Here is a 12,250-nt window from a genome sequence, read left to right as displayed (position 1 = left end):
AATTTAATAAATGAATGATAATTGAGATGTTATACTTTCCTCCGTCGTGAGGTATTCCGCTTCCGTTGCCCGTCCCGTCCGGCAGGCGCTTGTTTCGGGGACAAGTCCCTCGTGTTTTCCCCGGGATTCCGTTTCCCGCCGAAGCGCAGCTCGAAGGCGTTGGCCGAGTATGCCTTTCCCAGCCGTGATCCGTTCACGACCGTCCGTGTTTCGTGGTCAATGAAGGTCACACCCACGATGCGGCCGTTTTCGTTGCGTCGTATGTAGAGATCCACTCGGGCTTCCCGCAGGCGTTCGCGCAGTTCTTCCTCCGTGGGTTCTCCCCGAAGCGCTTTATCGACCCGGCCACGGATTTGCCTCCTCGTGTCGTCCTTCCCGAACCGTTCGGCGCTGCGCTCCATGTGCCGTTCCAGCCCGTCATACCCGACCTCTTTACCGAACAGTGAGGATTTGAGCGGCGCGGCCACTGCCTTGTCCCCGTTCTCGTCCAGCAGCGTGTAGAGCAATCCCCGGTAGGGGGTTCCGTTCCGCTCTCCCCGGACTTCCTCTATACCTATATTATATAAGGACAGCAATGCCCGGAACTCGCCGAGGGTTTGGAAGCGGTATGTCGCCACGGCCGGTTTTATTACCGCTGCCACCTGGCGTTTCAGGTCGCCCCGCGTGTAATCGGCGGGGACGATCCCTTGCCCTTTCTCCCGCCTTCTCCCTTTGGCGGGATGCAGTCCGTACTCCCGTTCCAGTTCCTCGGTAACGGCCACGCTGTGTTCGTTGCGCCTGCTGTCGTTTATCTTGCGCCCGTCCTGGGCCACCTGCACCGACACGATATGGATATGCTCCCGTCCGATGTCGGTATGCTTGAATACGATATAAGGTTGTCCTCCCCAACCCATGCGCTCCATGTAGGCCCCGGCTATCTCCGCGAGTTGCCCGTCGTCGAGGCGGTCTTCGGGAGCCGGGTTGAGCGACACGTGCACGACGGGTTTTTCCGTCCGGTAGTGCGAGGGCATCCAGCGCAGGAGGTCTTCTGCCGTCGCGGCCACGTTGAAGCGCCCATCCGCCGGCTCCCTCACGATGTGGGTCAGCAGTACCTTCCCGTCGCCCCGATCGACTTTCTCCTGGTTGTACGCCAGCGCGCCGTACACGTCTTTTCCGGTGGTGATATTGGCTACCATCGTTGTTTGAACTCTTCGGAGAGCGACACGACCTGCTGCCCGACGGCCGCCAGTTCACGTGTCGCTCTCTCCAGTTTATAGAGCAGCGCGAGTGTTTTCTTCTCGGAAAAATGCGCGTGCAGCTCCTTCACCACCTGGTTGTAATTCGTTCCCACGGCACGGAATTGGGCGTGGAAAGCGGTCAGCTTCGCCACGTATTCGAGCGTTCCCCGGTCGGTCTTTACCACCCGGAACGCCTCGTTGAACACTCTCGCTTTGATAAAAGCGGCTTTGGACAATAGCCCGGACTGCTCGTAAAGGTCGAGGAAACGGGCATGTTCCACGGCTGAAAAGTTTACCGAAAAGCGGTAAACGGCCGGGTCGTTTTTCGCGGGTCGTCCCCCTTTGCCCCCTCGGGGCTTTCTGTTCTTTTCCATCGCATCGAAATTTTAAGGAGAGGCCAGGGCCCCACCGGTTCCTGAAAATTCCGATCCCTTCGCGGCTTGCCGCCTTTCTGAAAAGCACCGACTCCGGAGGTGCTTTCTCCCCCTTGCGGGCAAGCTGTTTTCTGCTGCAAAACGAGAATCGTGCAGCAGAAAACACAGCTTGCTATTTGCCCTTTGCAAATACCTTCTGCCCGCTCGCGGACAGAACATTGAAAGAGCCGCCGTAAAACGGGGCAAGGACGGCTTCATTAGCGTCGGGATCGTTCACGAGGCAAAGATACCTACCTATTCAATCACTTGTGTCATAAGCGATTACGCCACTTGCGTCCACTTTGACGCCACACGCGGCCATAGCGGAAAAAGAGCATACAACCCGTGTTTTTAAGGGTTTACTTTGCACGTGAGAACGGATACGGGCAATGACACATCCCCCTGTCCGCACACGTGCGGACGGATGCAGAAAACACCGTGTGCAGAGGAAAAAGCGGGTCTTTGTCCGGATAAGCAAATGCGGTTGCGCATGAGTATAAAATCGGACACGCGCCCATGCACCGGCATACCGGCGTAACAGCCTGCCAGCGCACCAGCATATATGCGTGCCGGCATACCTGCATAAAATCTCATGCCCTCACTTGCCCGGATACGTGAAGAGATGAACGATTACCCGATTGTATAACTAAAAACGCATGGAACAATGAAAGAGAAAACGAAATTCGTGGCCTTCTCCACCCAGAAAGGCGGAGCGGGCAAAACCACCCTCACGGTGCTGGCAGCCTCTTACCTGCACTATGTAAAGGGTTTCAATGTCGCGGTCATCGACTGCGATTATCCCCAACACTCCATCGTGGAGATGCGGGAACGTGACCTGAAGCTTGCCCTCGAAGACGAACATTACAAGAGGTTAGCTTACGAACAATTCACCCGGCTTCAAAAGAAAGCCTATCCTGTCGTGGAAAGCAACACGAAAGAGGCGTTGGCCGATGCCGACTACCTCCTGCCGCAAGGTGATTTCGATTATGTGTTCTTCGACCTTCCCGGTACGATCAATAACGAGGATCTGATTCATTCCCTGGCCGGAATGGATTATCTCGTCGCCCCGATCAGTGCCGACCGGGTTGTCATGGAAAGCACCCTGAATTACGCGGTTGTGGTAAAGGAGCATATCATGGGCCGCGAGAAGTCCCGGATGAAAGGGCTGTATATGCTATGGAACATGGTGGACGGACGTGAAAAGACAGAATTATATCAGGTTTACGAGGCGGTAATGAAAGAGCTGGATCTTCCTGTCCTGAAGACCTTCTTGCCTGACACCAAGCGTTTTCGTCGTGAGCAGAACGCCAGCCGTCGCTCTGTCTTCCGCTCCACGCTCTTCCCGGCAGACCGTTCTTTGATCCGGGGCAGCAACCTGGATAAACTCGTGGATGAATTGATCGAACTGTTAAAGTAGGATCTCATGAGCGGAAAAGAACATGACGACGGTTTGGACGCTTCCTTCATCATCAGCCAGGCCAAAAGCCGAAACCGGCCATTACATCCTTACACGCCGGAAAAAGAGGAGGAGGCATCGGCTCTATCGGAACCGTCCGGCGAGGCCGCCTCCTCGTCGGCTACGAAAGAGGAGGGACGCCGCCGAAGAGGGAAAGGCCAGGATTACGAGCGTCTTTTTATCCGGAACGCCCCCTCCAATACCCGAAGCGGCAAAACGGTGTATATCCGCAAGGAGTTTCACGAGCGTATAACCCGGATAGTGCAGGTTATCGGTAAGAACGAACTCTCGCTGTATAGCTACCTGGACAATGTGCTGGAGCAGCATTTCGCGACCTATCAGGAGGAAATTTCGGAACTCTACAAGAAACGGAACTCCGATATTTTTTAGTTATGAACCCAATATTTACAACCCATTAAAAACAATCCATCATGTCAGACAAAGCAATTATTTTATCTGTTATCCTGGCGGCCGTCCTTTGCGTCGCCGTGCCCTTCATCTTCCGCGTGTGCCGCTACCGGCGCAGGATGAAAACCCTTATCGTCCCCGACGGCCCTTCGGGGGAGGTCGCCGTGGGGACTGTCCCCACCCCCGAGGCCGAGTACCTGGCCCGTTACATCTGCCTGCTGCGGCTGCCTTTCGCCGGTAACAAGCACGTGAAGATACGTCCGTCGTATCACGAGCGTATCCGCGAGATCACCCGTGTCATCGGTCGTGGCGACGTGACGATCACGGCCTACGTGGACAAGGTTCTCAAGGCGCACCTGGACGATAACCGGGAAACCATCGAGCGGCTTTTCGAGGAGCGTGAGGCCGTGGCCTCCCGGCAACCCAAAGCGGAGGAGCGATGAACGGGGCGTTGTGGCTGCTGCCCCTCTTTGCCGTGGGGTATGCCTTGTGGGCGTTTTTCCGCCTGCGGCGGATGGAACGTAACGAACCGGCAGACGGGATCGTTGCCGAAGACACGCCCTGCCGGCAGGAGATCATCGGCAGGAGCCGCTTTGTCCTCGACTTGCGCCACTCCCGGCCACAAGCTGCCGTAGAATCTGAAACTGAAAAAGTTACGGAAAAAGCCGATATATTTGTGCCCACGAATGTACCCGAACACCCCCGGCAGATTCCGCCGGAAGACCTGGATGAAGTGTTCGGTGTCGCTCCCGAGGGGGAGCCTAACGAACCTCTGGAAATCGACTTTCCGCTGTACGATGAATCTTTCCCGGATGCGGACGCGGAGGAGCCGGATTATGACGAGGATGAAGACGACACCGAAGAGCTGCCCCTTTTGGGCCGCTCGCTTGCCCAGGGGGTTAGTTTTGAACAGATGGGCGAAGCCTACCGCCACGTGGTACACGATCCACCTTCAACAGACGAGCAAAGGGAGGAAACGGGACGTGTCCTCCTGGGCCTGAAACAGACCGACATGTTCGAGGTCATCGTTTCGGGCTGCCCCGACGGGAACGACAGGGTAAAATCCCTGATCGACACCTACCTCTCGGCTTTTCACCGGCGTATGTCCGAGAGGTCTGCGGAAAGCCCATCTCCGCAGGGTTCGGTTCCCACGGGTTTCGACGTCCGTGAGTTTGTTTAACCCCATAATGACATCACGATGAAAGAAAAAGACTACGGGTAGCGCGTGAGGCTATCCTCGAACCACTGAAAAAAAACGAATCAAGAAGTTTAACCCGGTGCGGGGCCTATCCATCCCCGCGCCACAATTCAAACATTATCGAGTTATGAGAAAGAACAAGATTCTTCTTCCGGCGGCATTTCTCTTTGCCGCCATCTCCTCCGCTTTCGCGCAGGGCAACGGCATCGCCGGCATTACGGAGGCTACCAACATGGTAACCAGCTACTTCGACCCCGGCACGAAACTCGTGTACGCTGTGGGGGCTGTGGTCGGCCTTATCGGGGGCATCAAGGTCTATAACAAGTTTTCGAGCGGCGACCCCGACACGTCGAAGACCGCCGCGAGCTGGTTCGGCGCGTGTATTTTCCTGATTGTCGCCGCGACGATCCTACGCTCTTTCTTCTTGTAGTCCAACCTGTCATGCAAATAATTATGGAATATGGAATCAACAAGGGAATCGGCAAGAGCGTGGAGTTCCGGGGCCTGAAGGCGCAGTACCTCTTCATCTTCGCGGGCGGCCTGCTGGCCGTCTTCGTGGTGTTCGTCATCCTCTACATGGCAGGGGTCGATCAGTGGGTATGTATCGCTTTCGGCGTTGCGGCGGCTTCGGTGCTGGTCTGGCTTACCTTCCGCCTGAACACCCGTTACGGGGAACACGGGCTGATGAAGCTGCTCGCCGCGCGCCGGCATCCCCGCTACCTGCTCAACCGCAAGTCCCTGCGCCGGTTGCTGAAAAGAAAGGGGGGCCGCGTATGAGAAACCTCTTGAAAGCCACCACGCTGGAAAGCAAGTTCCCGCTCCTGGCCGTGGAAGGCGGTTGTATCATCAGCAAGGACGCGGACATAACGGTCGTCTATCGGGTCGAACTCCCGGAGCTGTTCACCGTCACGTCCGCCGAGTACGAGGCGATCCACGCCGCCTGGTGCAAGGCCCTGAAGGTCTTGCCCGAATACAGCGTGGTACACAAGCAGGACTGGTTCATCCGCGAGCGTTACCGCCCGGCCACGGGCGAGGGGGACATGAGTTTCCTCTCCCGCAGTTACGAGCGGCATTTCAACGAGCGTCCGTTCCTGACCCACGCCTGCTTCCTCTACCTGACGAAAACGACGAGGGAGCGTATGCACATGCGTTCAGACTTCTCGACCCTCTGCCGGGGCAACATCATTCCCAAAGAGGTAAACCGGGAATCGGCGACAAAATTCCTGGAGGCGGCGGAACAGTTCGAGCGTATTCTGAACGATTCGGGTTTCTTGGCCCTTGTCCGCCTCACGGGGGACGAGATCACGGGTACGGCGGATTGTCCGGGCCTGCTGGAGCGGTACTTTTCCCTCTCGCTCTCGGAGACGACTTCTCTTCAGGACATCGAGCTGGGGGCCGAGGTTCTGCGCGTGGGCAACAAACGGGTGTGCCTGCACACGCTCTCGGACACGGAAGACCTGCCGGGGCGCGTGGGTACGGACACCCGTTACGAGCGTCTTTCCACCGACCGTTCGGACTGCCTGCTCTCGTTCGCGGCCCCCGTGGGGCTTCTGCTTTCCTGCGACCACCTTTACAACCAGTACGTGTTCCTGGAAGACAGCGACGAAAACCTGCGTATGTTCGAGAAACGTGCGCGTAACATGCAGTCCCTTTCCCGCTACTCCCGCGGGAACCAGATAAACAAGGAGTGGATCGACCAGTATCTCAACGAGGCGCACTCGTTCGGTCTTCAATCCGTCCGGGCCCATTTCAACGTGCTGGCCTGGTCGGACGACGTGCAGGAGCTCCGGCATATCCGCAATGATGTGGGCAGCCAGCTCGCTCTGATGGAGTGCCGCCCGCGCCACAACACCGTGGATGCCGCCACGCTCTACTGGGCGGGTATGCCGGGCAATGCGGGGGATTTCCCCGCCGAGGAATCGTTCTACACGTTCATCGAGCCCGCGGTCTGTTTCTTCACGGAGGAAACCAACTATAAATCCTCGTCCAGTCCTTTCGGCATCAAGCTGTGCGACCGCATAAGCGGCAGGCCCCTGCACCTGGACATCTCGGACGAACCGATGAAAAAAGGGATCATTACCAACCGGAATAAATTCGTGTTAGGCGGCTCGGGGTCAGGCAAGTCATTCTTTATGAATCATTTAGTCCGCCAATACTGGGAGCAGGGCACGCATGTCGTGCTGGTGGATACCGGTAACAGCTACCAGGGTCTTTGCGAGCTGATCCGGCGTAAGACCAAAGGTGAGGACGGCGTGTATTTTACCTATACCGAGGAACATCCCATCAGTTTCAACCCGTTCTACACCGACGACTACTATTTCGACGTGGAGAAGAAGGACAGCATCAAGACGCTGCTGCTGACACTCTGGAAAACCGAGGACGACAAGATCACGAAGACCGAGAGCGGCGAGCTGGGCAGTGCCGTGAACGCCTATATCGAGCGTATCCGCGCCGACCGGAATATCGTGCCGTGTTTTGACAGTTTCTACGAGTACCTGCGGGACGACTACCGCCGCGAGCTGGAGGAGCGGGAGATCCGGGTCAGCCGCGAGGATTTCAACATCGACAACATGCTCATCACCCTGCGGCAGTATTATAAGGGCGGACGCTACGACTTCCTTCTGAACTCCCGGGCCAACATCGACCTGCTCTCGAAGCGCTTCGTGGTCTTCGAGGTGGATTCCATCAAGGAAAACAAGGAGCTTTTTCCCGTGGTCACCATTATCATCATGGAGGCTTTCATAAACAAGATGAGACGGCTCAAGGGGGTACGCAAACAGCTCATCGTCGAGGAGGCCTGGAAGGCGCTCTCTACGGCCAATATGGCTGAATATCTGCGTTATATGTATAAAACCGTCCGCAAATACTACGGTGAGGCCATCGTTGTGACGCAGGAGGTCGAGGACATCATTTCCAGCCCGGTGGTCAAGGAGGCGATCATCAACAACTCGGACTGCAAGATCCTGCTCGACCAGCGCAAGTTCATGAACCGTTTCGACGCGATTCAGTCCTTGTTGGGACTGACCGACAAGGAGAAGGCGCAGATTCTCTCGATCAACCAGTCCAACGACCCTTCCCGTAAATACAAGGAGGTCTGGATCGGTCTGGGCGGCGTTCAGTCGGCGGTCTATGCCACGGAGGTCAGCGTCCCGGAGTACCTGGCCTACACGACCGAGGAAACGGAGAAAGTGGAGGTACAGCGGCTTGCCGGGGAGCTGGGCGGTGATATGGAACTGGCGATCAGGCAGCTCGCCGAGGGCAAACGTTAAAGGGAGGGCAGGCCATGTATCGCAAGTGTATCGGATCAGACCCCACGGCGGCGCGTTTGGACTTCGCGCTGTACGAGGTGGCGGGCGAGTGGGAAAGCCGCTCGGGTTCTCCCCGGGTTCGCATCTACCGCAACCCGGGACGCCGGGGCGGCGGTTTTTACGTGGAGGTGTCCTACAAGGACGGGACACGCTTCTCCCGTCCCGTGAGGAAGTATTGGGGAGGTATCCGTTACTTCGACCTCTACGGGTATGTCGCCCTGGCCTACGATGCGGGGCGCGAGGTGCTCCAGCTCTCCGCCTACGGGGATTATTATCGGGCGTCGGAATGACCGCCCAAGTATTCACGAATTAAATAATGAAAAGGATGAAACGATTGATTTTAACGCTGTTCGTGGGGCTTCTTTGCTTCACGTACCAGGCAAAAGCGCAGTGGACGGTCATCGACCCGTCGAACCTCGTTCAGAACATCAAGAGCGCGGTTCAAAGCTCGACCACGGCGACCAACATGGTCAAGTCGCTGCAAGAGAGTATCAAGATTTATAACCAGAGCAAGGCTTACTACGACGCCCTCAAATCGGTGCATAACATCATCAAGGATGCCCGGAAGGTGAAGCTGACGCTCGAAATGGTCAGCGAGATCACGGAAATCTACACCTCGGGATTCAACCGTATGGTTTCAGACCCGAACTTCACGGTGGACGAGCTGGCGGCGATCTCGGCGGGTTACGCCCGATTGCTGGAGGAGGGCGGTGCGCTGGTGGCGGAACTCAAGACGGTCATAACCGGCGGCAACGGCCTCTCGCTCTCGGACAAGGAGCGGATGGACGTGGTGGATCAGGTTTACACGAAGATGCTGGAGTACCGCAACCTCACGCGCTATTACACGCGCAAGACCATCTCCGTGTCCTTCATCCGCAGCCGCGAAAAGGGCGACGCGCACCGGGTGCTGGCACTTTACGGGAACCCGAACGACAGATATTGGTAACCTGAAAACGGAGGCAGTCATGGATTTCGACAATTTACACCAGGTTCTCCGGAACCTGTATCAGGAGATGATGCCGCTATGCGGCGACATGATCGGGGTGGCGAAAGGTATCGCCGGCCTGGGTGCGCTCTTTTACGTGGCTTACCGGGTATGGAAGGCACTGGCCAGCGCGGAGCCTATCGACGTGTTCCCGCTCCTGCGGCCTTTCGCCATCGGCTTGTGCGTGATGTTCTTTCCCACCGTGGTTCTGGGGACGATCAACGCCGTGATGTCGCCCGTGGTGCAGGGCACGCACGCCATACTGGAGGGGCAGACATTGGATTTGCAGGCATACCAGCAACAGAAGGACGATTTGGAAGCCGAGGCCCGCAGGCGCGAGGGCAAGGCTTGGTTAGTGGACGACGAGGTGTATGAACAACGGCTTGCGGATATGGGTATCACGGACTTGGGCGAGATTATCAGCATGTGGGCCGAACGCACGTGGTACGACATCAAGGCCGGTTTCCGGCAGCTTGTCCGGGACTTCTTCGAGTTGTTGTTCAACGCCGCGGGGCTTACCATCGACACGCTGCGGACATTCTTTTTAGTCGTGCTGTCGATTCTGGGGCCCTTGTCGTTCGCCCTCTCCATTTACGACGGCTTCCACTCGACGCTCGCGAGCTGGATTTCCCGCTATATCAGCGTGTACCTTTGGCTTCCCATCGCCGACCTGTTCTCCGCGGTGCTGGCCAAGATCCAGACGTTGATGCTCCAGGCGGACGTCCTGGCCCTGCAAGACCCCAATTACATTCCCGACAGCGGCAGCGGTGTCTATATTATCTTTTTGATTATAGGTATCATAGGCTATTTCACGATCCCCACCGTTGCCGAGTGGGTGATCCAGTCGGGCGGAGCCGGCGGGGCTATGGGCGGTATCAACAAGGCCGGGGCATTCGCCACGGGTGTCGCTGGCGGTATCGCCGGCAACATGATCGGCCGCACGTTCGGGCGTCGCGGCGGTGGCCCGGCTTCGGGCAGTGCCCCCAACGGGCGCAACCTGGCAACACAAGGTAACAATAATCATTCATAACAATTTGGACAATGGAATTCAAGTCATTAAAAAACATCGAAACAAGTTTCAGGCAGATTCGGCTTTTCGGTATCGTGTTCCTCTGCCTGTGCGCGCTGGTATCCGTGTTCAGCGTGGTCGCGAGCTTCCGTTTCGCCGAAAAGCAGCGCGAGAAGATCTACGTCCTGGACGGGGGCAAGTCGCTGATGCTGGCGCTCTCGCAGGATTTGAGCCAGAACCGCCCCGTGGAGGCGCGCGAACATATCCGGCGTTTTCACGAGTTGTTCTTCACCCTCTCGCCCGACCGTGCGGCCATCGAGAGCAACATCAACCGCGCGCTGTTCCTGGTCGATAAGAGCGCCTTCGCCTATTACCAGGACATGCAGGAGAAAGGTTACTACAACCGTGTGGTGTCGGGGAACATCAGCCAGCGTATCGAGGTGGACTCCGTGGTGTGCGACTTCAACGCCTATCCCTACCGGGCCATGACCTATGCCCGGCAAATGATTGTCCGCGAGAGCAACATCACCGAGCGTTCGCTGGTCACGCGCTGCGAGCTGATCAACTCGGGGCGTTCGGACAATAACCCGCAGGGTTTCATCATGGAGAAATTCGAGATTCTGGAGAACCGCGATTTACGTACATTAAAAAGATAAGGCTATGGCAAAGAAGAGAATAAAGGCTTTCGGGGAGTGGGTCGAAGACCACCTGCGCCGCGCTTGCGGGGCGCTCTCGCCCGATAAGCGGATTATCGTGATCCTCACGCTGCTCTTGTTCTTTTCCGTCTTGTCGCTCTACTTTACCGTGTCTTCCATCTACCGCTTCGGCAAGGGAGCCGGGGAACGGATGCAGATACGGCATATCGAGCGGCTGGAGCTGGAATTAAGACAACGGCAGGAGGCCGACAGTGTAAAACATCTAAAAGATTTCAATTATGACGACGAACGAAAAACAGAATAAACAGCCGGAGGCGGGGAAAAAGGAACTCACGCCCCGGCAGATACAGATGCGGAAGAAGATGGTGGTCTTCCCGCTCTTTTTCCTGGCCTTTGCCGGGTGCATGTGGCTGATCTTCTCCCCCGGCGAAAAAGAACGGGAGGAGCCTTCGGCGGGTTTCAACACGGAGCTGCCGACCCCGGAATCGGAGGGTATCCTCTCGGACAAGCGTGATGCCTACGTGCAGGAGGAGATGCGGCGCAGGGAGCGGGAAAAGATGCGCTCCTTGCAGGATTTCGCGTTCGGGATGGAGGACGAGGAGGAAGAGCCCGTCATGCCCGCTGCCGTGCCGGATAAGTCTTCCGGCCCTGCCGGCGGTTCGTCGGGAGCTTTCCGGACTTCCCGTGCCGCCTATGCCGACATCAACCGCCAGTTAGGCAGTTTCTACGAGGAGACCGCCGGTGAAACGGGGGAAGAGCGCGAGATGCAGGCCCGCATCGAGGAACTGGAACGCCGCCTGGAAGAACAGCAGGCGCAGAAAACGGCCCAGGAGGAGCAGGTGGCGCTGCTGGAGAAGTCCTACGAGATCGCCGCCCGCTACATGAACGGCGGTCAGGCCCCTGAAGCCCCGCGTCAGAAAGCCTCCGTTTCCGGCAAGGCTTCCGTGCAGCCCGTGCGCCAGGTGCGCCGTAACATCGTGTCGCTGCTTGCCGCCCCGCTGCCCGATTCGGTCTTCGCCCGTGAGTTCGTCAAGCCCCGGAACTGGGGTTTCAACACGGTGGGGAGCGACCTTCGCGAGCCCGAGCGCAACAGTATCCGTGCCGCCGTGCAGCAAACCGTGACGCTCACCGATGGCGGGGAGGTTACTTTCCGGCTGCTGGAACCGATGATGGCGGGAGATCTGCTCATCCCCTCGGGTACGCCCGTAACGGGGGCGGCGAGGATCAACGGTGAACGGCTGACGGTCAAGGTCAGCGCTGTCCAGCACGGCGGGGCGGTCGTTCCGGTCGATCTGTCGGTCTATGACACGAACGGCAACGAGGGTATTCCCGTGCCGGGGTCGGAAGAACTCAATGCCGTGAAGGAGATCGCCGCCAATATGGGCGCGGGCATGGGCAGCAGTATCACGATCACGGACGATGCCGGTTCGCAACTGCTCTCCGACCTGGGGCGCAGCGCCATCCAGGGCGTGTCGCAATACGTGAGCAAGAAGATGCGCTCGGTCAAGGTCACGCTCAAGGCCGGTTACAGCGTCCTGCTGCTCCCGCCCCTTCAATAAGGGTACAAACGACGTACTTCCGTACACCACTGAAAAAATCC

15 protein-coding genes are annotated in these 12,250 nt (G+C 57.6%); 13 read left to right on the top strand and 2 right to left on the bottom strand.

Going from position 1 to position 12,250, the window contains the following annotated elements; genetic code table 11:
- Positions 1–29: 29 nt before the first annotated feature.
- Together mobB and mobA are read right to left on the bottom strand one after the other, a co-directional pair.
- Complete coding sequence (gene mobB / locus ACPYIV_RS18375) at positions 30–1,175, bottom strand: conjugal transfer protein MobB (protein WP_007559003.1); 1,146 nt, start codon at positions 1,173–1,175, stop codon at positions 30–32.
- Positions 1,169–1,591: a conjugal transfer protein MobA gene (gene mobA / locus ACPYIV_RS18370; protein ID WP_004295462.1), complete on the bottom strand. Its 423-nt coding sequence runs from the start codon at positions 1,589–1,591 to the stop codon at positions 1,169–1,171. Before mobA ends, mobB begins: the two co-directional genes overlap by 7 nt.
- Before the next feature lie 703 nt (positions 1,592–2,294).
- Between mobA and ACPYIV_RS18365 the strand changes: the two genes are divergently transcribed.
- The 13 genes from ACPYIV_RS18365 (at position 2,295) to traM (ending at position 12,209) form a co-directional block, all read left to right on the top strand.
- Positions 2,295–3,047: a ParA family protein gene (locus tag ACPYIV_RS18365; RefSeq protein ID WP_007559008.1), complete on the top strand. Its 753-nt coding sequence runs from the start codon at positions 2,295–2,297 to the stop codon at positions 3,045–3,047.
- A 6-nt stretch (positions 3,048–3,053) separates the two neighbouring features.
- Entirely contained in the window at positions 3,054–3,476 is a 423-nt protein-coding gene (locus ACPYIV_RS18360) for a DUF3408 domain-containing protein (protein ID WP_004295459.1), read from the top strand.
- A gap of 41 nt (positions 3,477–3,517) precedes the next feature.
- Entirely contained in the window at positions 3,518–3,937 is a 420-nt protein-coding gene (locus ACPYIV_RS18355) for a DUF3408 domain-containing protein (RefSeq protein WP_004295458.1), read from the top strand.
- Positions 3,934–4,674 (top strand): hypothetical protein, encoded by a 741-nt coding sequence (locus tag ACPYIV_RS18350; protein WP_007559012.1) that lies wholly within the window; start codon positions 3,934–3,936, stop codon positions 4,672–4,674. The genes ACPYIV_RS18355 and ACPYIV_RS18350 overlap by 4 nt, the downstream gene beginning before the upstream one ends.
- 145 nt (positions 4,675–4,819) lie before the next feature.
- The gene (locus tag ACPYIV_RS18345) at positions 4,820–5,122 is read left to right on the top strand and encodes a DUF4134 domain-containing protein (protein WP_004319158.1); all 303 of its coding nucleotides are present in this window, start codon (positions 4,820–4,822) and stop codon (positions 5,120–5,122) included.
- 20 nt (positions 5,123–5,142) lie between these two features.
- Positions 5,143–5,469, top strand: a complete 327-nt coding sequence (locus ACPYIV_RS18340) for a DUF4133 domain-containing protein (protein WP_029429442.1) — start codon at positions 5,143–5,145, stop codon at positions 5,467–5,469.
- Entirely contained in the window at positions 5,466–7,961 is a 2,496-nt protein-coding gene (locus ACPYIV_RS18335; protein WP_007559015.1) for a TraG family conjugative transposon ATPase, read from the top strand. Before ACPYIV_RS18340 ends, ACPYIV_RS18335 begins: the two co-directional genes overlap by 4 nt.
- A 14-nt stretch (positions 7,962–7,975) precedes the next feature.
- Positions 7,976–8,290: a DUF3876 domain-containing protein gene (locus ACPYIV_RS18330; protein WP_004303798.1), complete on the top strand. Its 315-nt coding sequence runs from the start codon at positions 7,976–7,978 to the stop codon at positions 8,288–8,290.
- A 35-nt stretch (positions 8,291–8,325) separates the two neighbouring features.
- Complete coding sequence (locus ACPYIV_RS18325) at positions 8,326–8,946, top strand: DUF4141 domain-containing protein (RefSeq protein ID WP_004295452.1); 621 nt, start codon at positions 8,326–8,328, stop codon at positions 8,944–8,946.
- Between the two features lie 19 nt (positions 8,947–8,965).
- Entirely contained in the window at positions 8,966–10,015 is a 1,050-nt protein-coding gene (gene traJ / locus ACPYIV_RS18320; RefSeq protein WP_007559019.1) for a conjugative transposon protein TraJ, read from the top strand.
- An 11-nt stretch (positions 10,016–10,026) separates the two neighbouring features.
- A complete protein-coding gene (gene traK / locus ACPYIV_RS18315) occupies positions 10,027–10,650 on the top strand; it encodes a conjugative transposon protein TraK (RefSeq protein WP_004295450.1) in 624 nt (207 codons plus the stop codon).
- A 4-nt stretch (positions 10,651–10,654) separates the two neighbouring features.
- Entirely contained in the window at positions 10,655–10,954 is a 300-nt protein-coding gene (locus tag ACPYIV_RS18310) for a TraL conjugative transposon family protein (RefSeq protein ID WP_004295449.1), read from the top strand.
- Complete coding sequence (gene traM / locus ACPYIV_RS18305) at positions 10,929–12,209, top strand: conjugative transposon protein TraM (RefSeq protein ID WP_007559021.1); 1,281 nt, start codon at positions 10,929–10,931, stop codon at positions 12,207–12,209. The genes ACPYIV_RS18310 and traM overlap by 26 nt, the downstream gene beginning before the upstream one ends.
- Positions 12,210–12,250: the final 41 nt, after the last annotated feature.

This window comes from Parabacteroides vesiculifaciens, from assembly GCF_049860805.1.
Lineage (GTDB): Bacteria > Bacteroidota > Bacteroidia > Bacteroidales > Tannerellaceae > Parabacteroides.
Note: the sequence above shows the minus strand (reverse complement) of the source record. Positions and strands in the feature narration are given on the sequence as shown.

Coding starts and splice junctions, on each gene's coding strand:
- traJ (WP_007559019.1), top strand. CDS start 8,966: ATGGATTTCGACAATTTACACCAGGTTCTCCGGAACCTGTATCAGGAG.
- ACPYIV_RS18330 (WP_004303798.1), top strand. CDS start 7,976: ATGTATCGCAAGTGTATCGGATCAGACCCCACGGCGGCGCGTTTGGAC.
- ACPYIV_RS18345 (WP_004319158.1), top strand. CDS start 4,820: ATGAGAAAGAACAAGATTCTTCTTCCGGCGGCATTTCTCTTTGCCGCC.
- traK (WP_004295450.1), top strand. CDS start 10,027: ATGGAATTCAAGTCATTAAAAAACATCGAAACAAGTTTCAGGCAGATT.
- ACPYIV_RS18365 (WP_007559008.1), top strand. CDS start 2,295: ATGAAAGAGAAAACGAAATTCGTGGCCTTCTCCACCCAGAAAGGCGGA.
- ACPYIV_RS18360 (WP_004295459.1), top strand. CDS start 3,054: ATGAGCGGAAAAGAACATGACGACGGTTTGGACGCTTCCTTCATCATC.
- traM (WP_007559021.1), top strand. CDS start 10,929: ATGACGACGAACGAAAAACAGAATAAACAGCCGGAGGCGGGGAAAAAG.
- ACPYIV_RS18355 (WP_004295458.1), top strand. CDS start 3,518: ATGTCAGACAAAGCAATTATTTTATCTGTTATCCTGGCGGCCGTCCTT.
- mobB (WP_007559003.1), bottom strand. CDS start 1,175: ATGGTAGCCAATATCACCACCGGAAAAGACGTGTACGGCGCGCTGGCG.
- ACPYIV_RS18325 (WP_004295452.1), top strand. CDS start 8,326: ATGAAACGATTGATTTTAACGCTGTTCGTGGGGCTTCTTTGCTTCACG.
- ACPYIV_RS18335 (WP_007559015.1), top strand. CDS start 5,466: ATGAGAAACCTCTTGAAAGCCACCACGCTGGAAAGCAAGTTCCCGCTC.
- mobA (WP_004295462.1), bottom strand. CDS start 1,591: ATGGAAAAGAACAGAAAGCCCCGAGGGGGCAAAGGGGGACGACCCGCG.
- ACPYIV_RS18350 (WP_007559012.1), top strand. CDS start 3,934: ATGAACGGGGCGTTGTGGCTGCTGCCCCTCTTTGCCGTGGGGTATGCC.
- ACPYIV_RS18310 (WP_004295449.1), top strand. CDS start 10,655: ATGGCAAAGAAGAGAATAAAGGCTTTCGGGGAGTGGGTCGAAGACCAC.